Here is a 25,736-nt window from a genome sequence, read left to right on the forward strand (position 1 = left end):
ATGGCTGCGTGCCCGCCGGATACCGACGCCAGCTCTACCGCGACGACGCGGTGGTGCTGCGTGTGCAGAAACTCGGCGAGAGTGACCGGATCATCACCCTGCTGACCCGCCGCCACGGCAGGCTACGCGCCGTCGCCCGGGGCGTGCGCCGCACCTCCTCCCGCTTCGGCGCCCGGCTTGAGCCGTTCGGCCACATCGACGTGCAGCTCGCCGGTTCCCCGGAGGGCGTGGGCAGCAGCCTGCACTCGATCAGCCAGGTCGAGGGCGTCGCCCTCTACGGCAAGCGGTTCCTCGAGGACTACCCCCGATACACCGCCGCCAGCGCCATCGCGGAGACCGCCGAGCGCCTCACCCCGGTGGAGCGGGAACCGTCGCTGCGGCTCTTCCAGCTCACCCTCGGCGCGCTCAAAGCGCTGTCCGTGGGTGAGCACGCCACGAGCCTCGTCCTCGACGCCTACCTGCTGCGGGGCATGGCGTTCGCCGGGTGGGCCCCGGCGCTGGCCGAGTGCGCGGTCTGCGGCACACCCGGGCAGCACGGCGCGTTCTCGGTGCCGGCCGGCGGCTCGGTCTGCCCCGACTGCCGTCCGCCGGGTGCGGCCCACCCGGCCCCGGCAACGCTCGGCCTGATGCTCGCCCTGACCCACGGCGACTGGCACGTCGCCGACGGCACCGAGCCGCCGGTGCGCCGCGAGTGCAGCGGTCTGGTCGCCGCCCACCTGCAGTGGCACATGGAGCGCAACTTGCGCGCCCTGCCCCTCGTCGACCGCCGCGAGTCGCCGCCGGCTCCGCGTCACCCCATCACCGAACGGGAGACCCTGTGACACGTCCGCCCACCCCGCACATCTCCGGCGCGAAGCCGCCGGCGCTGCCCAAGGATGCGATTCCGCGGCACGTGGCGCTGGTGATGGACGGCAACGGCCGCTGGGCCAAGGAGCGCGGCCTGTCCCGCACCAAGGGTCACGAGCAGGGCGAATACTCGCTCTTCGACGCCATCGAGGGCGCCATCGAGCTCGGCATCCCCTATCTCTCGGCGTACGCGTTCTCGACCGAGAACTGGAAGCGGTCGCCGGAGGAGGTCCGCTTCCTCATGGGCTTCAACCGCGACGTGATCCGCCGCCGCCGTGACCAGCTCGTCGAGCTCGGCGTCCGGGTGATCTGGTCGGGCCGCAGCGGCCGGCTCTGGAAGAGCGTCATCTCGGAGCTTCAGACCGCCGAGGAAATGTCGCGCGGCAACAAGAAGCTGACCCTGCAGTTCTGCGTCAACTACGGCGGGCAGGCCGAGATCGCGGACGCGACGGCGGCGATCGCGCGTGACGTGGCGGCCGGGAAGCTGCGGGCGGACAAGGTCAACGAGAAGACCATCCAGAAGTACCTCTACCACCCCGAGGTGCCGGAGGTGGACCTGTTCCTCCGCCCGTCCGGCGAGCAGCGCACGTCCAACTTCCTGCTCTGGCAGTCCGCTTACGCGGAGCTGGTCTTCCTCGACACGCTGTGGCCCGACTTCGACCGCCGGCATCTCTGGTACGCGTGCGAGCTCTACGCCCAGCGCGACCGCCGCTTCGGCGGCGCTATCCCGAACCCGATCGCCCCTCGGTGAGGCCCTGACCCCGTCGGCTGGCGATGAGCGCGATGGTCGCGGCGTTAGGTCGGGACCAGGTTGGGGCCGGGTCGAGGCTGGGTTGCGGCGTCAGGTTGAGGTTGCGGCGTTGGCTCGAGGTCGGGTCGCGGCGTCAGGTCGAGGTTGCGGCGCGTGGGCGGGGTTGGGTTGCGCCGCCTGGTCGAGGTTGGGTTGCGGCGCGTGGGCGGGGCTGCGGCGCGTGGTCGAGGTCAGGTCACGGCCTGGCCGAAGACAGGTCGGGTCAGGCCGTGATGATCTCGATGGTTGCCGCCACGTCCGACAGGTCGGGTAGGACGGCGTGGGCGCCGGCGAGGGCCAGCTCGGCCATCGTCGTTCCGCCCGTCGCTACCCCGACGGCGAGGGCGTCGTTCGCCAGGGCCGCCGACACGTCGTGTGCCGTGTCGCCGATGACGATGGGGCGGAAGCTTTCGCCGTACTTCGCCTCTGCCCGCTCGCGGGACCGGCGGACGAGCGTCGCCCGTACGCTGTCGTCGGTGCCGTAACCACCGACCTCCGCGTCGAACGCACCGGTCAGGCCGAAGGCCGCGACCTTGGCGGCGGCGACCTGCGGCACGTTGCCGGTGACCAGCGTCTGCACGACGTCCTCGCGGGTGCCCAGCGCGTCGAGTACGGCCCGCACGCCGGGCAGCAGCATCCCCCGCTCGGCGAAGAGATGCCGCGAAGCGTGCACCTGCTCCACATAACGGGCGAAGAACCGCTCCGGCGTGCAGTCGGTGACCCCGTGCACGGCGAACACCTCGGCGCAGATGTCCAGGTCGGTACGCCCCCCGAAGGCCGGCGTCGCCTGCCAAGCCAGCCCGGTCACCTCGGTGAAGGCAGCCATCCACGCCCGCGCGGCGACGTCCCCGCCCCGCAGCAGGGTGTGGTCGATGTCCCACATGACCAGCCGTCTCACTGCGGGGCCAGCCTTGGCTCGATGTCGCATATGGCCAGCCGTCTCACCGCGGGGCCAGCCTTGGCTCGATGTCGCATATGACCCAGGCGCCTCACTGCTCGGCCAGCCCTCGCTCGATGTCGCACATGTCCAGGCGCCTCACTGCTCGGCAAGCCTCCGCTCGATGTGCTCCACCTTGGCCTCCAGCGCGCCGGTTACCCCGGGCCGCACGTCGGCCTTGAGCGACAGGCTGACGCGCGGCGCCCCGGCGGCGACGGCGTCGACGGCCTGTTTGACGACGGCCATGACCTCGTCCCACTCGCCCTCGATGGTGGTGAACATCGCATCGGTTCGGTTCGGCAATCCGGAGGCGCGCACCACCCGGACGGCCTCGGCGACGAGGTCGCCGACGGAATCGGAGACGCCGATGGGGGTGACGGAGAAAGCGATCAGCATGGGCCTCATGGTCGCATCGTCCCCATCGATTCGCCCACCGCCTGGCATCATCGCCGGATGACGACCGCCGAGACCAGGATCATCCTCGTCGACGATCTCCGTTCCTTCGTTGACGGCCGTCGCGCGGAGGTGGCACGCACCAGCTTGGCCGGGGTCGAACTCCTCGCTCGTCATAGGCGGCACCGGCTGGACGAGCTGTGGCTCGATCACGATCTCGGGGAGCGGGACACGATCTGGCCGGTCGTGGAGGTCCTCGAGCTGGCGGCCTTCGAGGGGTCTCCCTTCGAGGTCGGCGTCATCAACATTCACTCCGCCAACCCGGCCGGTGCCGCCAAGATGGCGCAGGCCCTGCGGCGGTGGGGCTATCCGGTGCGAATCGCGACGGGAGCCGCGGACGTCGGATATCTCGGCGGCGCACTGCCCGCCGAGTGAGCGTGCCCGCCGAGTGAGCGTGCCCGCCGAGTGAGCGTGCCCGCCGAGTGACCGTGCCCGCCGAGTGAGCGACCAGCATGGACCGGGTGTGGCGGCATGCGACGGCGGCCGCGGAAAGAGGCCGGAAGGGAAAGTGGAGAAGAGGAGGGAAGTGGAAAGAAGGACTACGCACTTCTTTCCACTTCTAATATATACCGCATTGGGGGGCTTGCGGCAAGACCCGGGTCATGGCGCAGAATCGCTGGCCGAAACCGGAATCGCGCAATTTCGGTAAGCGATCTGAAGAAATTGGAGACCGATGACGTCTGTCACCAGTCCGCCTCACCAGCCCTCCATGGCAATGTCGCACCGCGAGGTCGTCCAGGCGCTTTCCGGCCTGATGCTCGGCATGTTCGTGACGATCCTCGCCTCCACGATCGTCTCGAACGCCCTGCCGCGGATCATCGCCGATCTGGACGGCAGCCAGTCGGCCTACACCTGGATCGTCACCACAGAACTTCTGGCTATGACGGCGAGCGTGCCGTTGTGGGGCAAGCTCGCCGATCTCTACAGCAAGAAACTTCTCATCCAGATCTCGCTCAGCATGTTCGTCGTCGCCTCGCTGGTCGCCGGGCTCACGCCGAACGTCGCGGTTCTCATCGTCAGCCGGGTCGGGCAGGGCATCGGCGCGGGCGGCATGGGCGCGCTCACGATGATCGTGATGGCGGCGATGATTCCGACGCGCGAGTTGGGCCGTTACTCCGGCCTGTTCCATGCCGTGTTCGGTCTCGGGACCATCGGGGGTCCGCTGATCGGCGGCCTGCTGGTGGACACGTCGTGGCTCGGGTGGCGCTGGTGCTTCTTCATCGGCGTACCGTTTTCGCTGGCCGCGATCGTGTTGTTGCAGAAGACGCTGCAACTGCCCCGGACGCCGCGGGGGCCGGTCTCGATCGACTGGCTCGGCGCCGTACTGATCGTCGGGGGCGTGTGTGATCTGCTGATCTGGTCGACCCTGGCCGGTCACCGTTTCGCCTGGGCGTCGGGCCAGACCGCGGTCTTCGTCGCGGGCGGCGTCCTGCTGCTCGCCCTCGCCGTGTACGTGGAGTCGCGGGCCAAGCAGCCGATCGTCCCGTTGAGCATTTTCCGCAATCGGACGGTCTCGTTGGCGATCGTCGTCAGCGTGCTGGTCGGTCTGGCGATGTTCGGCGGCACGGTGTTCCTGTCGCAGTATTTCCAGATTTCGCTCGGCAAGTCGCCGACGGTCGCCGGCATGATGAGCCTTCCGCTCATCGGGGGTGTGATGGTGTCGTCGACGGTGGTGGGCCAGCTGATCACCAGGTACGGCCGCTGGAAGGCCTTCCTGGTGGCCGGCTCGGTGGTGATGACCGGCGGGATGTTGCTGCTCAGCACGATCGACGCGCACACCCCGGTGCTGAGGCTGGCGCTGTTCATGGCGGTGCTCGGCGTCGGTGTCGGCATGCTGATGCAGAACCTGATGGTGGCGGCCCAGAACGACGTGCCGGCGCGGGAGCTGGGCGCGACCACGTCCGCGCTGACGTTCTTCCGGACGATGGGTGGTGCGGTCGGCGTCAGCGTGCTGGGTGCGGTGCTGACCGCGAAGGTGACCTCGATGCTGGCCGAGCATTTCGGCGCGACCGCGGCGGGCGGCACCGCGAAGGTGCCCGATCTGGCCTCCTTGCCGCCGCAGGTGCTGACCGTCGTCCAGGACGTCTATGGCGAGGCCACCGGCGGTCTGTTCCTGGTGGCCGCGCCGATCGCGCTGCTCGCCGTGATCGCGGTCCTGTTCATCAAGGAGAAGCCGCTGCACACGGTGAGCGGCGACGAGCGACGTGCTCGGGAGGAGGTCGGAGCGTCGACGCACTGATCCCGGGCCTTTGCGCCGGCATGTGATCATGGCGCGATGCCGGACTGGACCTACCATCCCCTGCGGTCGGCCGCGGCCGCGGTCGGGGGTCGGCGACGGTCTCAGCGGGCGGCGCTGCGGGCGTTGGCCACGCTGACCTCGCTGCCGGGCGGCTTCCGGTTGGTCTCGGCGTTCGCCGGCCGGTTCGACGCGCCGGCGGGTGTGGTGGAGCGGCTGGGGGTGACGGTTCCGCCCGCGGTGGCCAGGGATGCCATCCGGGCGATGCCGGCCCTGGGGGCGGGAGTCGTCGAGGTGCGCCCGGTGGGCCCGGCCGACGTCCCGCTGGTCCGGCGCGCCGCGGCCGGGCGCCGCTGCAGGCTTGTCGTGGGCGCCGCCGCCCCGGAGGTGGCGGCGGCGCTCGCGTCGGACGTCGACCGGATCGCGTGTGGCGACGAGCCGGATTTGGTGCGACTGAGCGAGCCGGATGTGGCCGCTGCGGCGGCGGTGCTGGCCGACCCGGCGGTGACGGTTCTGGCTACGACCGACCTGCTGGTCACGGCCGGCCCCGGCTGGTTCCAGAGGGTCGGCGAGGCGACGGCGCCGCCGGAGCGGGCGGTCGTCGTGGACCCGCGCCGGTGGCCGGCGTGGTGGTGGGGGCTGCTCGTGGGGACCGGCATGATTGTCTCCGGCCTCGTCGCCGCGGCGATCACCCTCGGCCCGCTGCTGGCGTGGTACGACAACGACTACCTCGGCGTGGACCGGGGGCAGCTGCACGCGATCAACCCGCGGCTTGTCCACTTTGTGCAGCATGACCGGATCAGCCTGGCCGGCGCCCTGGTCGCCATCGGCGTGCTTTACGCCGGTCTGGCGACCGGCGGCATGCGGCAGGGCTGGAGGTGGGCGCGCTACGCGTACCTCGCCTCGGGGGCGGTGGGCTTTCCGACCCTGTTCTACTTCATCGGTTCCGGCTTCGTGGATGTGCTGCACGCCGTGGCCACGGCGGCGATGTTCCCCATGTTCGTGCTCGCCGTCCGGCACCGTCCGGGCGCACCGCGGTGGAGCGTACGCCCGGACGGGCCGGAGCCGGTGCGGCGCCGGGCCCTGGTCGGCCAGCTCCTCATGGTCGTCGTCGGCGCCGGGATGCTCGTCGGCGGCGTCACCATTTCCGTCGTCGGCCTCAGCTCTGTCTTCGTCGGCACCGATCTGGCTTTCCTGAGCACCGACTCCCACCAGCTGCACGCGGCGAACCCTCACCTCGTGCCGTTCATCGCCCATGACCGGGCCGGCTTCGGCGGCGCCCTGATCTCCGCCGCGGTGGCCATCATCCTGCTCAGCGCGTGGGGGTGGCGGCGCGGCGAGTCCTGGGTGTGGTGGTCACTGGCCCTGGCCGCGGTCACCGGGTTCGGGCCCGCGGTGGTCGTGCACCTGTTCATCGGATACACCAGCTTCGAGCACCTGGTCCCGGTCTATCTCGGCACCGCACTCACCGCCGTGGCCCTGGGTCTCGCCCGCCCGTTCCTGTGCCGACCGCGGGTCAGCTCAGGACCGGGTTGAAGAAGCCGGTCAGGATGCTCGTGGTCAGCGCCGCGGCCGACAGCAGCGCCGCGCCCAGCAGCAGGGCCGTGTCGGCGGGTCCGAAACGCTGGTGGCGGGCGTAGGTCCGGGGCATTCCGGAGTCGAATCCCCGGGCGTCCATGGCCGTCGCCAGTCGGACCCCTCGTCGCAGCGCGCCCACGAGCAGGGCGAAGGCCGTCGAGCCGAAGAGCCTCAGCTTCGCCAGCGGGTTGCGGCCCGCGTCGATGCCGCGGGCCCGCCGGGCCAGGGTCAGCATCTGCCATTCCCGCGCCAGCAGCGGGATCAGGCGAAAGGCGGCCAGGGCGCCGATGGCGAAGCGGGCCGGGGCCTTGGCATTCTGCACCAGGGCGTCCGCGAGGTCGGTCGGGTCGGTGGTGGCGAAGACGATGATGCCCGGCAGCGCCACCGCGAAGACCCGCAGGACCAGGGCCAGTGCGGTGGAGAGTACGCCGGTGGTCACGGCGAACGGCCCTAGCTCGACCAGCAGTGCGCCGGTGCGCTCGGCGGCGAACATCACCATCGTCACGAGAATGCCGCCCGCCGTGATGAGCAGCGGCCATGCCCGGCGGGCCAGGACCAGCGGGCGTACGCCGAAGAACGGCAGCAGGACCAGCTCGACGGCGAGGGCGAGGGCCGGGGTGAGCGGATCGAGGGTGGCGATCAGCGGCAGGGAGAACAGCAGGGCCGCACCGAGCTTCGCCACCGGGTTGCGGCGTGCCAGTGGCGCCGTGGGGTCCGCGACCGGTTCCAGCGCGAGGCTCACGCGGGCCTCCGGTCGGGTCGGCGGGGGAGCGGCTCGGGCTGGGCCGGGTTGTCGTGGACCCGGTCGGCCAGCGCGGCGACGAACGCGTCGTCGTGGGTCACGGCCACGATGCCGTGCCCCTCGTCCCGGAGCCGGGCCAGCAGGGCCACCAGGCCGATCCAGGTGCTGCGGTCCTGGCCGAAGGTCGGCTCGTCGAGGACGAGCAGGCGGGGCGCGGTCGCCAGCGCCGTCGCCACGCTGAGGCGGCGGGCCTCACCCCCGGAGAGCGTGTGCGGGTTGGCCTCCGCCAGCGCTGTCAGCCGCAGCCGAGCGAGGAGCTCGTCCACAGTGGCCGATACCTCGGCGGCCGGGCGGCGCAGGCGGCGCGGGCCGAGGGCGAGCTCGTCGGCGACCCGGGAGGTGACGAACTGGTGCTCGGGTGTCTGGAAGACCGAGCCGATGCGCTGGGCCAGCGTCGCCGCGCGCCAGCGGTGCGGAGGCTTGGGGTCGTCGAAGGCGGTCACCGTGCCCGAGGTCGGCGCCAGCAGTCCGCCGAGGATGAGCGCGAGGGTGGACTTGCCCACCCCGTTGGGGCCGGTCACCGCGAGGACCTCGCCGGAGCGCACCTCGAGGTGTGCGGGTGCGAGGCGGCGGTCGACGGCGACGGCCTCCGCCCGTACCAGAAGATCTCCCGGTGGTGCGACGGCCCGGTGGTGGGGCAGCGGATAGCCCGGCACCCAGACCCCCTGCTCGGCCAGTGCGGGGCCGTGACCGGCGAAGACGACCTCTGGCGCGCCGTCGGCGGCGACGCCGCCGCCCGGCGCGAGCACCACGACCCGGTCGATCAGGGGCAGCGCCTCCTCGACCCGGTGCTCCACGACGATCATGGTGGTGTCGCGGTCGACGGCCCTGGCGATCGCCTCGCGGATCAGCGTGCCGCCGGCCGGGTCGAGGTTGGCGGTGGGCTCGTCGAGCAGCAGCAGGCCCGGGCGCGGGGCGAGGACGCCCGCCAGCGCCAGGCGTTGCTGCTCGCCGCCGGAGAGGGCGTGGGTCGGCCTGGTGATCGGGTACGGGAAGCCGACCCGGTCCAGCGCGTCGCTGACCCGCGGCCAGATCTCGCCCGCGGGCACGCCCCTGTTCTCGAGGCCGAACGCCACGTCGTCGCCGCTGCGGGCCATCACGAGCTGGGTCTGCGGGTCCTGGAAGAGCAGGCCGGCGCTCTCCCGGGCATGCGGATCCCGCCCGTCGACGGTGACCGTGCCCTCGGATTCGCCGGAGTCCTCCGGCAGCAGCCCGGCGAGCGCGGCGAGCAGGGTGCTCTTGCCCGCGCCCGACGGGCCGAGGAGCAGCACCCGCTCGCCGCTACGGATGCGGAGGTCGACGCCGCGGACGGCCCAGGCCCGGCGTCCCGCGTGGCGCCAGCCGAAACCGCGCAGTACGACCTCCGCCATCGCTCAGACCAGGGTCCGGTCCCGGCCGGCCGCGAAGCGGTCGAGAACGCCGGTGGGTGCCAGGGCCCGGGTCAGCGCCCAGCTGCCGACACCCGCGATCACCGTGCTGCTGACGACGGTGATCAGCGCGTACGGGATCCGGTAGTCCCACAGGTCGTAGGTGCTGTTCCAGGCGAAGAAGTCGAACAGGGCGGCGCCCAGGCCGGCGAAGGCCCCGGCCAGCAGGGCGACGGGCAGCTTCCACGACCGGTAGAACAGCATCGCGAAGGCGAGCTCGGCGCCGAGGCCCTGGACCAGGCCCTGCGGAATGACCATCGCGCCCCACCTCTCGCCGAGCAGCGCGGAGATGACCGCGGCGACCGTCTCGGTGTAGAGGGCCGCGCCCGGCTTGCGGATGATCAGTGCGGCGAGCACGGCGGGCACCAGCCAGATGCCGTAGAGCACGGCCTGCGCCGGCTTGTAGAAGGCGAACGCGCCCTCGGTGACGGTCCAGAGGTGGCCCCAGGCCCAGAAGATGACGCCGAAGGTGACGGCGATGACCGAGGCGATCACGATGTCGATCGTGCGCCAGCGATATGGATCGTTCTGATTGCTCATATATGTGCCTCCCAGCGATGACCGGGAGAAGACGCACGCCATATCCGGACGGTCCCGGACGTGGCGCGGCTGGAGAAGACCGAGCTCCCTGCGCTGGCATTACCCAGATCAGGTTCGAGGGTCTGCGGCGGTGATACCGCACTCTCAGCGCCGTGCGCTCCCCTGTCGGTGAAGTTTGTCCGCTATGCAAACGCGACTGCGCCATCGCGAACAATCTTCATGGCATGTGTTTCGATGACGCTAACACCGTACGGGAACAGCGTAGGAGGCGTCACATGGAGATCAAGACGCGAGGGCTCGCCTTCGACGTGTCCGTTTCCGGTCCGGAGGACGGGCCGCCGGTGCTCCTGCTGCACGGCTTTCCGCAGGACCACCGCGAGTGGGACCTGGTTCTGCCGCGGCTGCACGGTGCGGGGCTGCGGACCTACGCCCTGGACCAGCGCGGGTACTCGCCGGGGGCGCGGCCCGACGCGGTCGCCGACTACCGGCTGCGTGAGCCGGAGGCCGACGCGGTGGCGGTGCTCGACGCGCTCGGCCTGGAGCAGGTGCACGTGATCGGGCACGACTGGGGTGCCCAGGTGGCGTGGATGCTGGCCGCCCACCACCCGGATCGGGTCCGTACGCTCACCGCGGTCTCGGTGCCGCACCCGCGCGCCATCTCCGTCGCGCTGCGCAACCAGCCCTCACAGCGGCTGCGGTTCGCCTACATGACGGTGTTCCGGTCCCGGTTCGCCGAGCGCCTGCTGCTGGCCCGCGACGGCGCCGTGCTGAGGGGGATGATGCGCGACATCGGCCCCCGCGCCGCGATGTACGCCCGGGCGATGGCCGAGCCGGGCCGCCTCACCGGGGCGTTGAACTGGTACCGGGCGCTCTCCCGAGGACAGTTGGCCGACGTCGGGACGATCACCGTGCCCACGACGTACGTGTGGAGCGACGGCGATCCGGTCGTGGGCCGCTCCGCCGCACTGGCGACGCGGACCTGGGTGGAAGCGGACTACCGCCTGGTCGTCCTGCGCGGGATCAGCCACTGGGTGCCGGAGGAGGCGCCGCAGGCGCTGGCCGAGGTGGCGCTCGCGCGCATCGGTGTTTGACGTTCTTCCGCAGCGGGCATGCGGTGCGCCACATGACCTGGAGGTGGCGCACGGATGGCCGGCGAGAAACAGCGGATGAAGCACGAGACGGAGAAGGAGCGTTGGGACCGCAACTTCGCGGACCTGTTGCAGGAGTTGCGCGTCGCGCAGACCGGCGTGCAGATCCTCTTCGCGTTCCTGCTGACGCTGCCGTTCAGCAACGGCTTCCCGAAGGTGACGGATTTCCAGAAGGACACCTACGTCGTCGCGCTCATCACGGCGGCGTTCGCCACCGCGATGATCATCTCGCCGGTCGCCTTCCACCGGGCGCTGTTCCGTCAGGGCCGCAAGCCGGAGCTCGTCCGGTACGCACACCGCATGGCGACCGGCGGACTCGCCTTCATGCTGATCTCAATGGTCAGCAGCATCCTGCTCATCACGGACTACCTGCTGGACACCTGGGTGTCGATCGTGCTCACCGCGGTCGCGGCCGCCTACTTCCTGACGTTCTGGGCGGCCATCCCGTTCGCCAAGCGCAACTGGCTGGACGATGACGCGGAGGAGGAGGACGAGGACTTCGCGAAGGACGCGGCGGAGCCTAACGTGCCTTCGCGGGCTTGAGCCCGAGCTCACGCAGCTCCAGGGCGGCCAGCGCGTCGACCGCGGCGGCGTCACCGTTGCGCCAGGACTGGGCGATGTCCGGGCCCAGCCGCGTCAGCTCGTTGAGCGGACGGCTGGCGAGTGCTCGCAGCGCCAGCAGGTCCCGCCCGGCCGGGTCATTGCGGACCCGGGCCGCCACCGCGGCGCGCCGCATCCAGCGCAGCCGCAGCGGCAGCCAGCCGAAGAGCACCAGCGCCAGCGGCGCGGCGACGATGAGCAGCGACACGGCCAGCGCCAGGTCGGCGACGATCTCCTGTTGCTGCCGTCCGGCCTCGGCGAGACCGTTGGCCGCGTCGGCGGCGCGGGAGAAGGGTGACGTCAGCTCGTCGCCCACCAGTGGCACCCGGCCCACCTTGCCGCCGATGTCACCGAGGTTGCCCGCGATGGCGGTGCCCGCCTCCTGCACCTTCCGCCCCGGCACGCCGAGCTTCTCCACCAGATCGTGCACCCAGAGGCCGGCCCGGATCCAGCAGTAGATCCAGAGCACGACGAAGAGGTCGGTGAGCAACTGGCGTACGGCGGTGGGCAGCCGGTCGGCGTACATCTTCACGCCGGCCAGCCTGCCACGGGCGGCCTAGATCCGCTTGGCCGCGCAGTCCGGGCACATACCGAAGATCTCCATGGTGTGCGAGACGTCGACGAAGCCGTGCTGACCGGCGACCTTGTCGGCCCAGGTCTCCACCGCCGGTCCCTCGACCTCGACCGTACGCCCGCAGGAGCGGCAGACGAGATGGTGGTGGTGGCCCTCGCTGCACCGCCGGTAGAGGTGCTCGCCGCCCGGCGGGCGCATCACGTCGATCTCGCCGGCGTCGGCGAGGCCCTGCAACGTGCGATACACAGTGGTCAGACCCACCCGCTCGCCGCGATCCCGCAGGAGGGCGTGCAGGTCCTGGGCGCTGTGGAAGCCCTCGCAGTCGGCGAGGAGCTCACGGACCGCCGCGCGCTGCCGGGTGTTGCGGACAACGGTTGTTTCGTCCGTCATGTTCGTGCCTCCCTCGCGTGGCTTACGGCGTCGGCGACGATGTGCGCGACGTGTTCGTCCACGAGTGAGTATGCGATCTCGCGTCCGCGGCGGGCACCCCGGACCACCCCCGCGCCCCGCAACACCCGCAGATGCTGGGAAACCAGGGGTTGTGGCGCGCCCAGCTTCTCGACCAGCTCGTGCACGCAGCGCTCGCCGCCGCCCAGCTCCGCGACGATCGCCACGCGGATCGGCGCGGACAGCGCCCGCAGCAGCTCACCGGCCGCTTCGTAGGCCTCGTACCCGGCGGGCTGCGTCATGGCGTGCGCGCTCACACGCCGGCCCGCAACACGACGTCCGGCGGCTCGGCTCCGGCGGGGTCCGTGGCCGTGCCGGCCGAGACCCGATGGCGCACCATGCGCCAGATGCCGCCGCCGACGGTGAGCAGGACGAAGGCGGCGATGGCGAGGATGACGATGGTCGCGCCCGACGCCGTGTCGGCCCGGGCGGACACGACGACCCCGGCGGCGGCGGCGAGGACGCCGATGGCCATGGCCGTCGCCATCGTGGCGCGGAAGCCGCGGGTGACCTGCTGCGCGGCGGCCACGGGCACCACCATCAGGGCGCTGACCAACAGCAGGCCGACGGTGCGCATGGCGATCGTGACGGTCACGGCGGTGGTCACCGCGAGCACCAGATTGAGCGTACGGACGGGCAGGCCCGAAACCCGTGCGTACTCCTCGTCGTTGCAGACCGCGAACAGTGCCGGGCGCAGCCCCAGCGTCGCGGCGAGCACGGCGGCGCCCAGGATCGCGATCACGATCAGTTCCTGCCGGCTCGTGGTGGTCAGCGAGCCGAACAGGTACTGCACCAGGCTGACGTTGCCGCCGTTCTCGGAGAGGCCGACCAGCACCACCCCGCCCGCGATCCCGCCGTAGAAGAGCAGGGCCAGGGCCAGGTCGCCGGAGGTACGCCCCCGCTCGCGAACCAGCTCCACCGCGACCGCGCCGAGCACCGACACCACGACCGCGGTGATCACGGGGGAGCGGTCCAGCAGCAGGCCGACGCCGACGCCGGTGAGCGCCACGTGGCCGATGCCGTCGCCGATCAGCGACAGCCGGCGCTGCACCAGATAGATGCCGAGCGCGGGAGCGGTGAGACCGATGATCAGCGCGCCGGCGAATGCCATGAGCACGAAGTCGTGCATGAGTAGGTCGATCAATTCGCCGACATCCGATCCGTGGGGGCCACGCAGATCCCGGCCTGTTCGGGTGCCGCGTGCGGGTGGACATGGTCGTGGCCGGGCCGCGCGTGATGCCCGGCCGGTTCGGGGACCTGTCCCTCGTACGCGATCCGTCCGTCGTGCACGACCACGGCCTTGTCGATCAGCGGCTCCAGCGGGCCGAGCTCGTGCGCGACGAGCAGCACCGTGCCGCCGCGCTCGGCGAAGCGGCGCAACGCGTCGGCGAAGGCCTCCTGGCTGCCCACGTCGACCCCGGCGGTCGGCTCGTCGAGGACGAGCAGGTCGGGGCGCCCGGCGAGGGCCCGGGCGATCAGGGTGCGCTGCTGCTGGCCGCCGGAGAGGGTGGCGACCGGGTCGGCGATCCGGTCGAGGAGCCCGACGTCCTCCAGCGCCGCGCGGACGGCGGCCCGGTCGACGGCGCGGGCGGGCCGGAAGATGCCGCGCCGGGCCAGCCGGCCGGAGGCCACGACCTCGCCGACCGTGGCGGGCACGCCGCTGCCGGCACCCATCCGTTGCGGCACATATCCGATGCGCGCCCACTGTCGGAAGCGGCGCCGGGGGGTGCCGAAGAGCTCGATCTCGCCGTCGGCCAGCGGCACGAGGCCGAGGATCGTCCGGATCAGCGTCGACTTGCCGGAGCCGTTGGCGCCCAGGATCGCGACGAACTGGCCGTCGGTGACGGTGAGGGATACGTCGCGCAGGACCGTGCGGCCGGCGTACGCGACCGCGGCGTGGCGGACGTCGATGACGCTCATGACGAACACCCCAGTGCCGTGGCGAGGGCGGTCAGGTTGGCGCGCATGACGGAAAAGTAGTCCGCGCCGGGCTGGCTCACACCCTCGACCGGGTCGAGGACGGCGGTGCCGACGCCGACCTCCCTCGCGACGGTCTTGGCGACTTTGTCGCTGACCAGAGTCTCGAAGAAGATGGTGGTGGCGCCCGTGGCGCGCGCCTGCTCGGCGACCTCCGCGAGGCGTTGCGGCGAGGGTTCCGCCTCGGGGGAGATGCCGGTGATGCCGATCTCCTTCAGGGAGTAGCGGTCGGCGAGGTAGTGGAACGCGGTGTGGCTGGTCACGAACTCGCGGCGTTCGCACGTCTTGAGCTTGGCGACGTACTCGCCGTGGAGCGCGTCCAGCTCGGCGTGCAGGGCGCGGGCGCGTTCCGTGTAGGCCGTGGCGTGCTCCGGATCGGCCGTGGCCAGCTGCTTGCCGAGCGCGTCCGCGATGGTCGCGTAGCGCGTCGGATCGAGCCAGACATGCGGATCGGTGCCGCCCTCGTCGGCGTGCTCCTCTTCGCCGGGCTCGTGCTCGTGGTGGCCGGCGGGGAGCAACTCGACCGCGGTGCCCGCGTCGAACACCCGCCGTGCCTGCTGCCCGACGGCCTTGTCGACGGCCGGCTGGAAGCCCTTGAGATAGACGACGAGCCCGGCGTCGCTGATCTCGGCGACCTGACGGACGGTGAGCTCGACCTCGTGCGGCTCGGCGCCGGGCTTGGTGAGCTGGGTGACCCGCACGTCGTCGCCGCCGACGCGCTCGGTCAGGAACTTCAGGGGATAGAACGCCGTCACCACGTCGAGTCGGCCGCCGGTGGACCCGCTCGCCTTCTGCCCGCAGGCGCTGACCGCGCCCAGGAGTAGCGCGGCGGCGGTCACGGCGAGGAGTCGGTGGAACGGCATAGCATCTACCATGCGCGATATTGGTAATGATTGTCAAAAGCGCATGGGTCAGAGCGCCTTGGCCAACGCCGTGACGAGGAGCAGGCCCAGCAGAATCACCCGTACGGTGCGCAGCGCGGGCGTCTGCACCGGCCACGTCGTGAACGTCAGGGCCGCCAACCCCGCCCCCAGCGTGAACAGCAGCGCCGCGCCGATGATGCCGGGCAGGAAGAGGCCGGCGAGAAACACCGCCAGCGCGACGAGCAGCGCGGTCGTCGGGTTGACGCCGGCCAGCCGGCGCAGCAGGTTCTCGGGCGGGGACTGCGTCATGTCGGTTCCTCCTGCGATGCGTACGCTCACGACATGCTGGTGCTCAACCGCTTCGTCGTCCCATCCGACACGCAGGACTCGTTCGTCGAACGGGCGCACGCCGCTCTCGCCGCCCTCGCCGCGAGCACCGGGTACGCCTCCGGGCGGCTCACCCGCGCCCTGGACGACCCCGCCTACTGGACCCTGGTCACCGAATGGGAGTCCGTGGGAGCCTACCGCCGCGCGCTGGGCCGATTCGACGTGAAGGTGCACGCCACGCCCCTGCTGTCCGAGTCGCTCGACGAGCCGTCGGCGTTCGAGACGCTGGCGGCGGCCGAACCCGGCGCGGGCGTCGTCGCCAGCGCCAGCGACCGCGCCGCCGAACCCTGGCGCTGAGCCGTAGGCTTGATCCCATGACCGCCCTCGGAGACCCCGCGTTCGGTGGCCCGGCTCCGGCCTTCCCCGGCCCGGCGCCAGCCGGCCCACCCACGGCTCCGGAGGCCGCACCGCCCACGGCTCCGGTGCCCGACCCGCCGCCGGGTCCGGGGGTCGTCCCGCCCTTCCCGGCCCCGCCGGTCGAGGGCCGTGGCCGGCGCGTCGGCCTCGGCGTGGGCCTCGGCATCGGCGCGCTCGTGCTGGTCCTCGGCGGTGGCCTCGCCGCCGGGATCGGACTCGTCACGGTCGCCACCAGCGCGCTCAACGAGCAGGCCGACGTCGTGGTCGGCGACTACCTCGACGCGCTCCGCGACCGGCGCTACGGCAGCGCCTACGACATGTTGTGCCAGGAGACGAAGGACAACACCACCGAGGCGGAGTTCACCAGCGAGGTCTCCGACCAGGAGCCGATCGCCACCTACGACGTGGGCGACCTCGATACCCTCCGGCTGTCCGCGCCCGTCGACGTCACCTACGTCGACGGCTCCACCGACCGGCTCAAGGCGTACCTGGCGCAGAACCGCCGGACAGGTGGTTTCGAGGTGTGCAGTATCGAGGGGTAATCTCCTCATTTTGTCCGTCACACGTCCCCGCCGACAACCAGCCGGCGTAGGAGGAACATGCCCGTCGACCGTATCGACGCCGTTGTCAGCCTGGCCAAGCGCCGCGGCCTCGTCTTCCCCTCCAGCGAGATCTACGGAGGCACCCGCTCGGCCTGGGACTACGGTCCGCTCGGCGTCGCCCTCAAGGAGAACGTCCGCCAGCAGTGGTGGCGCACGATGGTGCAGCAGCGTGACGACATCGTCGGCCTCGACTCCGCCGTCATCCTGTCCCGCGACGTGTGGGCCGCCTCCGGTCACCTCGACGCGTTCGTCGACCCGCTGACCGAGTGCCAGTCGTGCCACAAGCGGTTCCGCGCCGACCACCTCGAAGAGGCGTACGAGGCCAAGCACGGCTCCGCGCCCGCCTCGCTGAGCGAGCTCAACTGCCCCAACTGCGGCAACAAGGGCACGTTCACCGAGCCGAAGATGTTCAACGGGCTGATGAAGACCTACCTCGGCCCGACCGAGAGCGCCGAGGGCCTGCACTACCTGCGCCCCGAGACCGCACAGGGCATCTTCGTCAACTACAACAACGTGGCGACCGCCGCGCGCAAGAAGCCGCCGTTCGGCATCGCGCAGGTCGGCAAGTCGTTCCGCAACGAGATCACCCCGGGCAACTTCATCTTCCGTACGCGCGAATTCGAGCAGATGGAGATGGAGTTCTTCGTCGAGCCCGGCGAGGACGAGAAGTGGCACGAGTACTGGCTCGAGCAGCGCTGGAACTGGTACCGCGACCTCGGCCTCAGCGAGAACAACCTGCGCTTCTTCGAGCACCCCAAGGAGAAGCTCTCGCACTACTCCAAGCGCACGGTCGACATCGAATACCGCTTCAAGTTCGGCGGTACGGAATTCGCCGAGCTCGAGGGCATCGCCAACCGCACCGACTTCGACCTCTCGACCCACTCGAAGCACTCCGGCGTCGACCTGTCCTACTTCGACCAGGAGAAGCAGGAACGCTGGGTGCCGTACGTCATCGAGCCGGCGGCCGGTCTGACCCGCGCGGTGCTGGCGTTCCTGCTCGAGGCGTACGACGAGGACGAGGCGCCGAACACCAAGGGCGGCGTCGACAAGCGCACGGTGATGCGGTTCGACCCGCGCCTGGCCCCGATCAAGGTGGCGGTCCTGCCGCTGTCGCGTAACCCGGAGCTGTCGCCCAAGGCGCGCGGCCTGGCGGCTCTGCTGCGCAAGCGCTGGATGGTGGAGTTCGACGACTCCCAGGCCATCGGCCGGCGCTACCGCCGCCAGGACGAGATCGGCACCCCGTTCTGCGTCACGGTCGACTTCGACACCCTCACCGACGACGCGGTGACGGTCCGCGACCGCGACACCATGAAGCAGGAGCGGGTCGGCCTCGACCAGATCGAGGACTACCTGATCAAGCGTCTCCCTGGTTGCTGATCTGAAGAACGGCACGCCGCCCGCTCACGGGCGGCGTGCCGTTTTTCAGTTGACGACGAGGGACTGCGAAATCACGGTGGGGGAGGCTCCGGCGACCGAGTCGGCGGCGGCCTTGACCACGAAGCGGAAAGTCACCTTCTTGGCGGCCCCCGTCATCACGATCGGCAACGTGCCGTTGGCCGCGGTGGCGACGGTGCCCTTCTGGACGGTCTTCCAGGTGCCGCCGCTGCGGCGCTGCAGGGAGATGCTCACCTTCCCGAGGTGCTTCGGCAGGATCTGGATGTTCAGCCGGACCTTCGAGTACGACGTGTACTGAGCCACACCCTTCTTGGTGCTTGCCTGGCCGGTCAGCTTGGCGGTCACCACGGACGGGGTGCTGAACCGCGCCGAGGTCGAAGCGGCCAGATACGACAGGTCGGTCGGGGTGCTCGCGGTGACGGTGCCGCTGGCCTTCGCCGGGAGTGCCACGGTCGCCACGCCGCTGCTGTTGGTCGTGAGGCTCGTCTTGATGGCCGCACCGTTCTGGGTGACGGTCACGTTCACCCGGGTGCCGGGGCGGTTCGCCGTACGCACGGTGACCTTGAGGTTCCTGCCGTAGGCGGAGGCCGGCGTGACGCTGACGGTGAGCGGGGCCTTGGCCTGTCCGGCCGCGGGCGTCACCACGAGGTACGTGTTGCCGGCGTGCTCCTGCGCCAGCGAGTAGAGGTAGCGGCCGTCCGCGGACCAGGACGCCTCGTCCGCCTGGCTGTCGTACGACGTGGTGCCGGCGCTGGTGGCCCGCGTGAGCACGGTGCCGTCCTGCGCGGAGAAGACGTGCACCGGCGACGTTTCATACATCGCGTCCACGATCCCGGCGAACTTCGTGCCGTCCGGGGACCAGGCGACGGCGCTCGGGTACGGCCCGGTGTCGAAGGTGCCAAACGGCGCGAGGGTCGCGGCGTCGTACCGGGCCAGGCCGTAGCCGCCGCCGTACCGGGTGGTGAGCAGCTGGGTGCCGTCGGGTGAGAGCTCCGCGTCGTAGGTGGTGCTGGTGTATTCGTCAGCCTGCTCGGTGAGGGCGCCGTCGGCGCCGATCGCATAGGACGTCAGCTGCCCGCCGGAGGTGTACGTGACCAGCGTGGAACCGGCGGCCGTCAGCGCCTGGGCGTTGTCGTCGGTGAGCAGGCTGGCGTCGGTGAGGGTGGACAGGTCGAGACGGGCAACACCGCGGGTGGCCGCGTCGCAGCCGTACACGTAATACAGCGCCCCGCCGGCGATCGCCGACTTGCCGGGACAGCCCTGTGAGGCCCACGACCCCAGGATGGCGCCGGACGTGGAGACCTGGAAGATCTTCGACCCGGTGGACGCGGAGACGTAGACGCTCTGCCCGTCGGGGCTCAGAGTGAGCGCCTTCGCCCCGAACAGCCCGTTCACCGAAGTCTTGACCGTGCCCGTCGGGGTTGCGATGAGCACGCTGTTGCCCGCGGCCACCCAGACGTCGGAGCCGACGGCCAGGACGTCGGTCGTCTCGTCGGTGGTGGGCAGGGCGAACCTCAGTGGGGTGGCGGTGGCCACGCCGGCGGCGTACGCCGGGGTCGAGGCGAGGCTAGCCGCGGCCAGTGCGCCGGTGACGAGCATCGCGGTGGACAGCAGTGACGCGGTGATACGCGGGGCGCGAATGATCATGAAGTCCTGGTCCTGGCTCGGCGACGGGGGAGCTCCGTCAGCAATCGGCGCCCGAGGGTGAGTTCCTATCGATGTCGTCTGTGCGTTTGGTCACCTCGGCGATTTCCGTGCCCGGAAAGCGCTGTGCCATGCTCGACGGCGTGACTCTCGCGACCTCCGCCACGCCCCTGACGTTGGGAAAGCACCAGGTATGGCCGCCCGTCGTGCTGGCCCCGATGGCCGGCATCACCAATGTCGCCTTTAGGAGGCTCTGCCGGGAACAGGGCGGCGGCGTCTACGTCTGCGAGATGATCACCACCCGGGCGCTGGTGGAGCGGATCCCCAAGACGCTCAAGATGATCCGGTTCGCGCCCGACGAGGGCTTCCGCAGCCTTCAGCTCTACGGCGTCGACCCGGACGTGACCGCGGCGGCCGCCCGCATGATCGCCGAGGAAGACCTCGCCGACCACATCGACCTCAACTTCGGCTGCCCGGTGCCCAAGGTCACCCGCCGCGGCGGCGGCAGCGCCCTGCCCTGGCGGCGCAAACTCTTCGGCCGGATCGTCCGTCAGGCGGTCCAGGCCGCCGCGCCGGCCGGCATTCCCGTCACGGTCAAGATGCGCAAGGGCATCGACGACGACCACCTGACGTACGTCGAGGCCGGGCTGATCGCCCAGGAGGCCGGCGTCGCCGCGGTCGCCCTGCACGCCCGCACCGCGGAACAGCGCTATTCGGGTACGGCCGACTGGGACGCGATCGCCACCCTCAAGCAGGCCCTCGACGTGCCGGTGCTCGGCAACGGCGACATCTGGGAGGCCGCCGACGCGATGCGGATGGTCGCGCACACCGGCGTCGACGGCGTCGTGGTCGGCCGTGGCTGTCTCGGCCGGCCGTGGCTCTTCAAGGATCTCCACGCGGCCTACGACGGCGTGCGGTCCCAGGAACTGCCGAGCCTCGGCGAGGTCGCCGCCATCATGTCCCGGCACGCCCACCTGCTGGTGGAGGCGCTGGAGGACGAGAGGCACGGCTGCGCCGACTTCCGCAAGCACATCGCCTGGTATCTCAAGGGCTTCCCGGTCGGCGGCGACCTGCGCCGCTCCCTGTCGATGGTGGCGTCGCTGGCCCAGCTCGACGACCTCCTCGGCAAGCTCGACGCCGACGCGCCGTTCCCGCGCGAGTCACTGGGTCAGCCCCGGGGGCGGATCAACGCGCCGGGCAAGGTGTCCCTGCCGTACGGATGGCTCGACAGCCGCGACGACGACACCGTGCCCGAGGGCGCGGAGATGGACAACAGCGGGGGCTAGTTCCCCGGGATACGACAGCGGGGAGGACGCCAGGTGCCCTCCCCGCTGTGCCGTACACGTTGCTCAGACGTCGAGGTCGTTCTCGATGCGCCTGAGTTGGTGGCGGGCCATCGCCAGGTTGGAGCGGTCGCGGCGCAGGGCGACGTACAGGAACAGGCCCTTGCCCGAGCGGCTCGTCAGCGGCCGGATCATGTGGTACTGGGTGTCGAGGGTGATGAGGATGTCCTCGATCTTCTCGGTGAGGTTGAGCATCTCCATCGCCCGGAGCTTGGCCCGGACCACGTCCGTGTTGCCGGCCGCGGCGACCGTCAGATCGAGGTCCTTGCCGCCACCGGCCGTGCCGAGCGCCATGCCGCTCGTGTGGTCGACCAGTGCGACGCCGACGGCGCCGTCGATGTTCATGACCTCTTTGAGTGCGGTGTCCATGTCAGGCATTTGGTGGTCCTCCGTGTTCGCAATGGTGGGTAGGGGTGTTGCGGTCAAGACCTCAGCGGCCTCGGATCGTGTTCTGCAGCGTCGCCATCGGTGTCCGCCGGGCGAGCGGCGTCGCGGGCCCGGCCTGCGTTGGGATCTCCGGCCGGGGGGCCGCGGACTCGAGGACCAGCAGTTTCATGAGCCGGCGGACGGCTCGGCGAGCCTCGAGGTGGACCAGGGCCAGGTTCGCGCCTCCGGAGGTGACGAGGGTCAGCAGGGCGTTCGGTCCCGCGGTGTACGAGGTGATGTATCCGCCGTCGCACTCCACCACCGACTCGCGCAGGTCACCGTGGTTCACGGCGTGCGCGAAGCGCCGGGCGAGGGCGAGATGAGCGGCGGCCAGGGCGGCGAGGCTGTCGGGTTCGATGCCGTGTGCGTCGTGGGCGACCACCATGCCGTCGGCGGTGGCGAGGACACTCCCCAACAGTTCGGGCAGACGGCTGCGGAGGTTGCCGAGTTCCGTCAGTACCGCCGGGTCCACCGTCATCCGCGGTTTCTCCTTTCTGGTGTCGGCCGCCGGGTGGCGGAGGGGCGCGCGTCATCGCAGGGCTTTCAACGCGGTGCGGATGCGTTTGAGGAGGACCTCGTCCGTGCCGGGATGGATGGGCACCGGTTCGGCGGCGAGCTCCTTCGGCAGCTTGGCGCCGGGCTTGCGCCGGGCCAGTCGCGGCGATCGGTAGGCGGTGCCGTTCGCCGTCGCCGGGTCGGGCTCTCGCGCGGCCGGGGGCGGGTCGCCCGAGGCGAGACCCGGGCGGGCCGCGGTGACGGCGGGTACGGCCGGACCGGGCAGTTCCGGCCGCTGCACGTCCACCGCTGTTCCCCGGGCGCGCGGCAGGCGTACGAAAGCGGGCTTGCCGGCGGGATCGCGCGGCACCGGCAGCTCGATCAGGCCCGCCGCGGCCAGCCGGCGCAGTTCCTGGATCGTGGCGTAGCCGGCGCGGCCGAGCAGTTGGGCCAGGTCGGCCGGGGTGCGCTGGCCGTCCGCGTGGACCAGCAGCTCCCACTGCGGCGCGGTCAGGGTGATCCGTTCGCGGGGCGGCCGGGTCACCGGGATGACCACCGAGGTGTCGATCTGGGGGTACGGGAATATCTCGTCCAGGAGCCGGCCTCGGCGGCGCGACTCCCGAGTGAGCGCGGCCGGGTCGACGCGGACCAGATCGCCCAACCAATGCTTGGCGCCGTCCAGGAAGTCCACCGGCGCCGAGGTGGGGGAAAGCGCGAAGTACGCGGCGTCGTACGTCGCGCCCAGCACGCACAGTTCCAGTTCCCCCTGGGTGATGTGGCCCTGGTCGAGCAGCAGCCGGCCGACCGAAGCCCGTGGTGAGCCGGCGTCCAGGGCCGCCTGCCAGGTCCGCGCCGCCAGTCGCCCGGACGCGGTGAGCAGTTCACCGACGCCCGGCGCGGCGGCCGACTCGGCGTACGTCACCAGACCCTCGTCGAGGTGGACCGTGCCACCGGGCGTGCCGCCGACGATCAGGGCACCGGTCCGCCGCTCGCCCGCGACCTGCGTGAGCAGGCGGCCGGGCGCCGCGGACTTCGGGGGCTTCACCGTTGACTCCTCAGTGCGTAGGACTGTCATCGCCTATGTCCCGATCAACTCGTCGGCCAGTGTCTGCATGCGACGCCGGGCCATGGCGAGGTTGCCGTGGATCCGGTCGAGCCACACATAGAGCACGAGCCGGCTGTCGAAGTCGGTCTGGACCAGCCGCAGCAGGTGGTAGCCCCCGGCGGTCGTGATGATGAGGTCCTCGAGCAGGTCGTGCGGTACGGCCGAGACGAACAGCGCCCGGCTCTGTGCGGCCTGAACGACGTCGGCCGTGCCGGCCGCCGCGGCCTCGTGGTCCTCGTTGGGTGCGGCTCCGGTCGTGGCGACCGGGAAGCCGGTGGTGTAGTCGACGATGCTGGCGCCGATCGCGCCGGGGATCGCCATGGCCTCCTGTAGACAGTTCTCGACCCCGGGCACATCTCTCCTCAGCCGAGTGATGCTCCCGCCGGCGGCCGGTCCCCGCTGCCGGCGGTGTCGGGCATTCCTGGACTCATCGTTCCGGTGGGAAACCGTGCCGCCCGCCGTCACAATGGGCCATCCTGCGGCCACGCTAAGATCGCGAGTCGCACCCGGTGTGCGTCACGGTCGTCGATGCTCATCCGGGGACTGGCGAGCGCCGCCGGCATCGCACCGACCGGGCGCCGCGTGGCATGGGCCGGGCCAGCAGCCGCCGTGCCGTCTCCGGCCCGAGGTTGCCGAGATCGGCCTGGGTGATCGTGCCGAACCAGTGCCGCTCGCCGGGTACGAACACCAGCGGCGCGCCGTCGGCCTGAAGCAGCGCGTGAGTGACGGCGGTGATGGTCGCCACGACCCGGCAGGCCAGTTCGTGGTGGCCGAGGTGACCGTCGCGCAACAGCACCCGGCCGACGTTTCCCGCGTCGTGGCCCGCCTCGTACGCGGCCCGCCACTGCGCCGCCGAGAGCCGGCCGGAACCGATCAACCGGTCGCCGATTCCGGGGCAGGCCGGCGACTCGGCGTGGGTGATGCGTCCGGCGACGAGATAGACGACGCCGCCCGGCGTACCGCCGATGTGCAGGGCGCCGGTGCGCCCGGCCTCGGCCAGCGCGGTGAGGCGGTGGCTCAGCGAAATCACCATGTGCTCCTCCTTTCGGCCAGTGTCGGCCGCCTGGCCGGAGGATGTCGCACGACGAGTGCGACCGCGTTCCTGGTGCGGCCGACCTCCGCGCGTGAAATGATCGTCACTTTCGATGGCGTGTCATGAAGGGTGTCCAATGGCCAACACCTGGGAACAGATCGTCGTCGACGCCGAGGATCCGGCGCGGCTCGCGCGCTGGTGGGCCGAGGCGCTCGGCTACCGGATCGTGAACGAGTCGGCCGACGAGGTGGAGATCCGGCGCACCCCGGAAACCCTGCCCGGCCTGCTCTTCGGGTCGTGCCCGGACGCCAAGACGGTGAAGAACCGCCTCCACCTCGACCTGCGCCCGGACGACCAGGAGGCCGAGGTGGAACGCCTCGTCGACATGGGCGCCCGCCCGGTCGACATCGGCCAGGGCGACGTGAGCTGGGTGGTGCTGGCCGACCCGGAGGGCAACGAGTTCTGCGTGCTCGCCTCGAAGCAGTCCGGGTGATCATGACGGGAGACGCCGAGAGGTGGGTGGTGGAGCCCGCCAAGGACAGCGGCTACGGCCGCACCCAGTTCGAACGCGACCGCGCCCGGGTGCTGCACTCCGCGGGTTTTCGGCGGCTGGCGGCCAAGACGCAGGTGCATACGGCCGGATCCGACGATTTCCTGCGTACGCGGCTGACGCATTCCCTGGAAGTCGCCCAGATCTCCCGCGAGATGGGTGCGCGGCTCGGCTGCGATCCGGACGTCGTCGACGTGGCCGGGCTGGCGCACGACATCGGCCACCCGCCGTTCGGGCACAACGGCGAAGCCGCTCTGGACGCGGTCGCGCGGTCATGCGGCGGCTTCGAGGGCAACGCGCAGACGCTGCGGGTGCTCACCCGCCTCGAGGCCAAGGTCGAGGGCGCCGGCCTCAACCTCACCCGCGCCTCGCTCGACGCGAGCTGCAAATATCCCTGGCCCCGGCGTCCCGGCAGCCGCAAGTTCGGGGTGTACGCCGACGACCTGCCGGTGTTCACCTGGATCCGGTCGACCGCACCCGACGGCGAGCGTCGCTGCCTGGAGGCGCAGGTCATGGACTGGGCCGACGACGTCGCCTACTCCGTGCACGACGTCGAGGACGGGGTGCACGGCGGATATCTGTCGCTGCGACCGCTGCTCGACGACGCGGACGAGCGGGCCGAGTTGTGCGCCGACGTCGCCGCCGTCTACTCCGACGAGACCCCGGCGGCGCTCGGCGAGGCCCTCGACCTGCTGCTCTCCGACCCGGTGGTGCGGGCCACCGCCGATTACGACGGCACGTACCCGTCGCAGGTCGCCCTCAAGCGAATGACCAGCGTCCTGACCGGCCGGTTCGTCTCCTCGGCCGTCGGGGCCACGAACAGCAGGCACGGGTACGGCCAGGTCCGTCGCTACGACGCCGACCTGATCGTGCCGCGTACGGCGCGTAACCAGTGCGCCCTCCTCAAGGGCATGGCGCTGCGCTACGTGATGCGCGCCCGCGCCGCGGAGGACTGGTACGAGCAGCAGCGCGCCATCCTCACCTCGCTGGTCGAGCTCCTCTGCGACCGCGCCCCCGACCACCTCGACCCGATGTTCGCGAACCAGTGGAAGGCCGCCGAGGACGACGCCGCGCGCCTGCGTGTGGTGGTCGACCAGGTCGCCTCGCTGACCGACCCGGCGGCGGTCGCCTGGCACCGGACCCTCTTGGCGGGCCGCCGGTAGGGCGAGGCAGTATGTAGC

The 25,736-nt window shown here is 71.1% G+C and carries 31 protein-coding genes and 1 riboswitch; of the genes, 13 read left to right on the plus strand and 18 right to left on the minus strand.

Features of this window, described 5'->3' with window-relative positions; all coding sequences use genetic code 11:
- Nucleotides 1-8: 8 nt before the first annotated feature.
- Nucleotides 9-821, plus strand: a complete 813-nt coding sequence (gene recO, locus AB0M36_RS33070; protein ID WP_364165774.1) for a DNA repair protein RecO — start codon at nt 9-11, stop codon at nt 819-821.
- Nucleotides 818-1,597 carry an isoprenyl transferase gene (locus AB0M36_RS33075; RefSeq protein ID WP_364165777.1) on the plus strand — a complete coding sequence of 260 codons (780 nt, stop codon included), beginning with the start codon at nt 818-820 and terminating at the stop codon, nt 1,595-1,597. Before recO ends, AB0M36_RS33075 begins: the two co-directional genes overlap by 4 nt.
- Nucleotides 1,598-1,859: 262 nt before the next feature.
- Here AB0M36_RS33075 and AB0M36_RS33080 read toward each other — a convergent pair whose 3' ends face one another.
- Together AB0M36_RS33080 and AB0M36_RS33085 are read right to left on the minus strand one after the other, a co-directional pair.
- Nucleotides 1,860-2,534: a haloacid dehalogenase-like hydrolase gene (locus AB0M36_RS33080; protein WP_364165780.1), complete on the minus strand. Its 675-nt coding sequence runs from the start codon at nt 2,532-2,534 to the stop codon at nt 1,860-1,862.
- A gap of 138 nt (nt 2,535-2,672) precedes the next feature.
- The gene (locus AB0M36_RS33085; protein ID WP_364165783.1) at nt 2,673-2,969 is read right to left on the minus strand and encodes an MTH1187 family thiamine-binding protein; all 297 of its coding nucleotides are present in this window, start codon (nt 2,967-2,969) and stop codon (nt 2,673-2,675) included.
- 57 nt (nt 2,970-3,026) lie between these two features.
- On the opposite strand from AB0M36_RS33085, the gene AB0M36_RS33090 reads away from it, so the two are divergent.
- The 3 genes from AB0M36_RS33090 to AB0M36_RS33100 all read left to right on the plus strand — a co-directional run bounded on the left by AB0M36_RS33090 (nt 3,027) and on the right by AB0M36_RS33100 (nt 6,798).
- A complete protein-coding gene (locus tag AB0M36_RS33090; RefSeq protein WP_364165786.1) occupies nt 3,027-3,401 on the plus strand; it encodes a cyclic-phosphate processing receiver domain-containing protein in 375 nt (124 codons plus the stop codon).
- A 334-nt stretch (nt 3,402-3,735) separates the two neighbouring features.
- A complete protein-coding gene (locus AB0M36_RS33095) occupies nt 3,736-5,265 on the plus strand; it encodes an MFS transporter (RefSeq protein WP_364165789.1) in 1,530 nt (509 codons plus the stop codon).
- A 36-nt stretch (nt 5,266-5,301) separates the two neighbouring features.
- A complete protein-coding gene (locus AB0M36_RS33100; protein WP_364165792.1) occupies nt 5,302-6,798 on the plus strand; it encodes a hypothetical protein in 1,497 nt (498 codons plus the stop codon).
- Here the strand turns inward: AB0M36_RS33100 and AB0M36_RS33105 are convergent.
- From AB0M36_RS33105 to AB0M36_RS33115, 3 genes are read right to left on the minus strand one after another with little or no spacing between them, the layout of a single operon-like run.
- On the minus strand, nt 6,779-7,582 hold the full coding sequence (locus tag AB0M36_RS33105; RefSeq protein ID WP_364165795.1) for an energy-coupling factor transporter transmembrane component T: 804 nt from the start codon (nt 7,580-7,582) through the stop codon (nt 6,779-6,781). The two genes, AB0M36_RS33100 and AB0M36_RS33105, sit on opposite strands and share 20 nt — an antisense overlap.
- On the minus strand, nt 7,579-9,012 hold the full coding sequence (locus AB0M36_RS33110) for an ABC transporter ATP-binding protein (RefSeq protein ID WP_364165798.1): 1,434 nt from the start codon (nt 9,010-9,012) through the stop codon (nt 7,579-7,581). The genes AB0M36_RS33105 and AB0M36_RS33110 overlap by 4 nt, the downstream gene beginning before the upstream one ends.
- Before the next feature lie 3 nt (nt 9,013-9,015).
- Complete coding sequence (locus AB0M36_RS33115; RefSeq protein ID WP_364165801.1) at nt 9,016-9,609, minus strand: ECF transporter S component; 594 nt, start codon at nt 9,607-9,609, stop codon at nt 9,016-9,018.
- Nucleotides 9,610-9,676: 67 nt separating this feature from the next.
- Nucleotides 9,677-9,783, minus strand: a riboswitch (TPP riboswitch).
- A gap of 101 nt (nt 9,784-9,884) precedes the next feature.
- On the opposite strand from AB0M36_RS33115, the gene AB0M36_RS33120 reads away from it, so the two are divergent.
- Nucleotides 9,885-10,700, plus strand: coding sequence for an alpha/beta hydrolase (locus AB0M36_RS33120; RefSeq protein WP_364165804.1), 816 nt, complete (start codon nt 9,885-9,887; stop codon nt 10,698-10,700).
- 54 nt (nt 10,701-10,754) lie between these two features.
- On the plus strand, nt 10,755-11,300 hold the full coding sequence (locus tag AB0M36_RS33125) for a DUF6328 family protein (protein ID WP_364165807.1): 546 nt from the start codon (nt 10,755-10,757) through the stop codon (nt 11,298-11,300).
- On the opposite strand, the gene AB0M36_RS33130 is transcribed toward AB0M36_RS33125, so the two are convergent.
- From AB0M36_RS33130 to AB0M36_RS33160, 7 genes are read right to left on the minus strand one after another with little or no spacing between them, the layout of a single operon-like run.
- Entirely contained in the window at nt 11,278-11,883 is a 606-nt protein-coding gene (locus AB0M36_RS33130) for a hypothetical protein (protein WP_364165929.1), read from the minus strand. The two genes, AB0M36_RS33125 and AB0M36_RS33130, sit on opposite strands and share 23 nt — an antisense overlap.
- A gap of 30 nt (nt 11,884-11,913) precedes the next feature.
- Nucleotides 11,914-12,321, minus strand: a complete 408-nt coding sequence (locus tag AB0M36_RS33135) for a Fur family transcriptional regulator (protein WP_364165810.1) — start codon at nt 12,319-12,321, stop codon at nt 11,914-11,916.
- On the minus strand, nt 12,318-12,620 hold the full coding sequence (locus tag AB0M36_RS33140) for a metalloregulator ArsR/SmtB family transcription factor (protein WP_364165813.1): 303 nt from the start codon (nt 12,618-12,620) through the stop codon (nt 12,318-12,320). Before AB0M36_RS33140 ends, AB0M36_RS33135 begins: the two co-directional genes overlap by 4 nt.
- Before the next feature lie 11 nt (nt 12,621-12,631).
- Nucleotides 12,632-13,507, minus strand: coding sequence for a metal ABC transporter permease (locus tag AB0M36_RS33145; protein ID WP_364165931.1), 876 nt, complete (start codon nt 13,505-13,507; stop codon nt 12,632-12,634).
- Between the two features lie 11 nt (nt 13,508-13,518).
- Complete coding sequence (locus tag AB0M36_RS33150) at nt 13,519-14,298, minus strand: metal ABC transporter ATP-binding protein (RefSeq protein ID WP_364165815.1); 780 nt, start codon at nt 14,296-14,298, stop codon at nt 13,519-13,521.
- Entirely contained in the window at nt 14,295-15,218 is a 924-nt protein-coding gene (locus AB0M36_RS33155) for a metal ABC transporter substrate-binding protein (protein WP_364165818.1), read from the minus strand. Before AB0M36_RS33155 ends, AB0M36_RS33150 begins: the two co-directional genes overlap by 4 nt.
- A 48-nt stretch (nt 15,219-15,266) precedes the next feature.
- Nucleotides 15,267-15,527, minus strand: coding sequence for a DUF6703 family protein (locus AB0M36_RS33160; protein WP_364165821.1), 261 nt, complete (start codon nt 15,525-15,527; stop codon nt 15,267-15,269).
- Nucleotides 15,528-15,560: 33 nt separating this feature from the next.
- Between AB0M36_RS33160 and AB0M36_RS33165 the strand changes: the two genes are divergently transcribed.
- Genes AB0M36_RS33165 through AB0M36_RS33175 form a run of 3 tightly spaced genes read left to right on the plus strand, consistent with a single transcriptional unit; the run spans nt 15,561 to nt 17,941 of the window.
- The gene (locus AB0M36_RS33165; protein ID WP_364165824.1) at nt 15,561-15,902 is read left to right on the plus strand and encodes an antibiotic biosynthesis monooxygenase; all 342 of its coding nucleotides are present in this window, start codon (nt 15,561-15,563) and stop codon (nt 15,900-15,902) included.
- 17 nt (nt 15,903-15,919) lie between these two features.
- A complete protein-coding gene (locus tag AB0M36_RS33170; protein ID WP_364165827.1) occupies nt 15,920-16,504 on the plus strand; it encodes a hypothetical protein in 585 nt (194 codons plus the stop codon).
- Nucleotides 16,505-16,561: 57 nt separating this feature from the next.
- The gene (locus tag AB0M36_RS33175; RefSeq protein ID WP_364165829.1) at nt 16,562-17,941 is read left to right on the plus strand and encodes a glycine--tRNA ligase; all 1,380 of its coding nucleotides are present in this window, start codon (nt 16,562-16,564) and stop codon (nt 17,939-17,941) included.
- A 45-nt stretch (nt 17,942-17,986) separates the two neighbouring features.
- Here AB0M36_RS33175 and AB0M36_RS33180 read toward each other — a convergent pair whose 3' ends face one another.
- Nucleotides 17,987-19,606: a hypothetical protein gene (locus tag AB0M36_RS33180; protein WP_364165832.1), complete on the minus strand. Its 1,620-nt coding sequence runs from the start codon at nt 19,604-19,606 to the stop codon at nt 17,987-17,989.
- 128 nt (nt 19,607-19,734) lie between these two features.
- Here AB0M36_RS33180 and dusB point away from each other — a divergent pair, with 128 nt between their 5' ends.
- Entirely contained in the window at nt 19,735-20,889 is a 1,155-nt protein-coding gene (gene dusB / locus AB0M36_RS33185) for a tRNA dihydrouridine synthase DusB (protein WP_364165933.1), read from the plus strand.
- A 63-nt stretch (nt 20,890-20,952) separates the two neighbouring features.
- Here the strand turns inward: dusB and AB0M36_RS33190 are convergent, their stop codons facing one another.
- The 5 genes from AB0M36_RS33190 to AB0M36_RS33210 form a co-directional block, all read right to left on the minus strand.
- A complete protein-coding gene (locus tag AB0M36_RS33190) occupies nt 20,953-21,324 on the minus strand; it encodes a hypothetical protein (protein ID WP_364165834.1) in 372 nt (123 codons plus the stop codon).
- 52 nt (nt 21,325-21,376) lie between these two features.
- Nucleotides 21,377-21,850 (minus strand): roadblock/LC7 domain-containing protein, encoded by a 474-nt coding sequence (locus AB0M36_RS33195; RefSeq protein WP_364165837.1) that lies wholly within the window; start codon nt 21,848-21,850, stop codon nt 21,377-21,379.
- 51 nt (nt 21,851-21,901) lie between these two features.
- Nucleotides 21,902-22,912 (minus strand): helix-turn-helix domain-containing protein, encoded by a 1,011-nt coding sequence (locus tag AB0M36_RS33200; RefSeq protein WP_364165840.1) that lies wholly within the window; start codon nt 22,910-22,912, stop codon nt 21,902-21,904.
- Between the two features lie 33 nt (nt 22,913-22,945).
- Nucleotides 22,946-23,326, minus strand: coding sequence for a hypothetical protein (locus AB0M36_RS33205; protein WP_364165843.1), 381 nt, complete (start codon nt 23,324-23,326; stop codon nt 22,946-22,948).
- A 178-nt stretch (nt 23,327-23,504) separates the two neighbouring features.
- Entirely contained in the window at nt 23,505-24,005 is a 501-nt protein-coding gene (locus tag AB0M36_RS33210) for a DUF4388 domain-containing protein (protein WP_364165845.1), read from the minus strand.
- Between the two features lie 136 nt (nt 24,006-24,141).
- Here AB0M36_RS33210 and AB0M36_RS33215 point away from each other — a divergent pair, with 136 nt between their 5' ends.
- Complete coding sequence (locus AB0M36_RS33215) at nt 24,142-24,498, plus strand: VOC family protein (RefSeq protein WP_364165848.1); 357 nt, start codon at nt 24,142-24,144, stop codon at nt 24,496-24,498.
- Nucleotides 24,499-24,500: 2 nt separating this feature from the next.
- Nucleotides 24,501-25,718: a deoxyguanosinetriphosphate triphosphohydrolase gene (locus AB0M36_RS33220; protein WP_364165936.1), complete on the plus strand. Its 1,218-nt coding sequence runs from the start codon at nt 24,501-24,503 to the stop codon at nt 25,716-25,718.
- Nucleotides 25,719-25,736 lie beyond the last annotated feature (18 nt).

The organism is Actinoplanes sp. NPDC051346, assembly GCF_040682215.1.
GTDB lineage: Bacteria > Actinomycetota > Actinomycetes > Mycobacteriales > Micromonosporaceae > Actinoplanes.

Coding starts and splice junctions, on each gene's coding strand:
- AB0M36_RS33085 (WP_364165783.1), bottom strand. CDS start 2,969: ATGCTGATCGCTTTCTCCGTCACCCCCATCGGCGTCTCCGATTCCGTC.
- AB0M36_RS33090 (WP_364165786.1), top strand. CDS start 3,027: ATGACGACCGCCGAGACCAGGATCATCCTCGTCGACGATCTCCGTTCC.
- AB0M36_RS33095 (WP_364165789.1), top strand. CDS start 3,736: ATGGCAATGTCGCACCGCGAGGTCGTCCAGGCGCTTTCCGGCCTGATG.
- AB0M36_RS33100 (WP_364165792.1), top strand. CDS start 5,302: ATGCCGGACTGGACCTACCATCCCCTGCGGTCGGCCGCGGCCGCGGTC.
- AB0M36_RS33110 (WP_364165798.1), bottom strand. CDS start 9,012: ATGGCGGAGGTCGTACTGCGCGGTTTCGGCTGGCGCCACGCGGGACGC.
- AB0M36_RS33115 (WP_364165801.1), bottom strand. CDS start 9,609: ATGAGCAATCAGAACGATCCATATCGCTGGCGCACGATCGACATCGTG.
- AB0M36_RS33120 (WP_364165804.1), top strand. CDS start 9,885: ATGGAGATCAAGACGCGAGGGCTCGCCTTCGACGTGTCCGTTTCCGGT.
- AB0M36_RS33125 (WP_364165807.1), top strand. CDS start 10,755: ATGGCCGGCGAGAAACAGCGGATGAAGCACGAGACGGAGAAGGAGCGT.
- AB0M36_RS33130 (WP_364165929.1), bottom strand. CDS start 11,883: ATGTACGCCGACCGGCTGCCCACCGCCGTACGCCAGTTGCTCACCGAC.
- AB0M36_RS33135 (WP_364165810.1), bottom strand. CDS start 12,321: ATGACGGACGAAACAACCGTTGTCCGCAACACCCGGCAGCGCGCGGCG.
- AB0M36_RS33140 (WP_364165813.1), bottom strand. CDS start 12,620: ATGACGCAGCCCGCCGGGTACGAGGCCTACGAAGCGGCCGGTGAGCTG.
- AB0M36_RS33145 (WP_364165931.1), bottom strand. CDS start 13,507: ATGCACGACTTCGTGCTCATGGCATTCGCCGGCGCGCTGATCATCGGT.
- AB0M36_RS33150 (WP_364165815.1), bottom strand. CDS start 14,298: ATGAGCGTCATCGACGTCCGCCACGCCGCGGTCGCGTACGCCGGCCGC.
- AB0M36_RS33155 (WP_364165818.1), bottom strand. CDS start 15,218: ATGCCGTTCCACCGACTCCTCGCCGTGACCGCCGCCGCGCTACTCCTG.
- AB0M36_RS33160 (WP_364165821.1), bottom strand. CDS start 15,527: ATGACGCAGTCCCCGCCCGAGAACCTGCTGCGCCGGCTGGCCGGCGTC.
- AB0M36_RS33165 (WP_364165824.1), top strand. CDS start 15,561: ATGCTGGTGCTCAACCGCTTCGTCGTCCCATCCGACACGCAGGACTCG.
- AB0M36_RS33170 (WP_364165827.1), top strand. CDS start 15,920: ATGACCGCCCTCGGAGACCCCGCGTTCGGTGGCCCGGCTCCGGCCTTC.
- AB0M36_RS33175 (WP_364165829.1), top strand. CDS start 16,562: ATGCCCGTCGACCGTATCGACGCCGTTGTCAGCCTGGCCAAGCGCCGC.
- AB0M36_RS33180 (WP_364165832.1), bottom strand. CDS start 19,606: ATGATCATTCGCGCCCCGCGTATCACCGCGTCACTGCTGTCCACCGCG.
- dusB (WP_364165933.1), top strand. CDS start 19,735: ATGCTCGACGGCGTGACTCTCGCGACCTCCGCCACGCCCCTGACGTTG.
- AB0M36_RS33190 (WP_364165834.1), bottom strand. CDS start 21,324: ATGCCTGACATGGACACCGCACTCAAAGAGGTCATGAACATCGACGGC.
- AB0M36_RS33195 (WP_364165837.1), bottom strand. CDS start 21,850: ATGACGGTGGACCCGGCGGTACTGACGGAACTCGGCAACCTCCGCAGC.
- AB0M36_RS33210 (WP_364165845.1), bottom strand. CDS start 24,005: ATGGTGATTTCGCTGAGCCACCGCCTCACCGCGCTGGCCGAGGCCGGG.
- AB0M36_RS33215 (WP_364165848.1), top strand. CDS start 24,142: ATGGCCAACACCTGGGAACAGATCGTCGTCGACGCCGAGGATCCGGCG.
- AB0M36_RS33220 (WP_364165936.1), top strand. CDS start 24,501: ATGACGGGAGACGCCGAGAGGTGGGTGGTGGAGCCCGCCAAGGACAGC.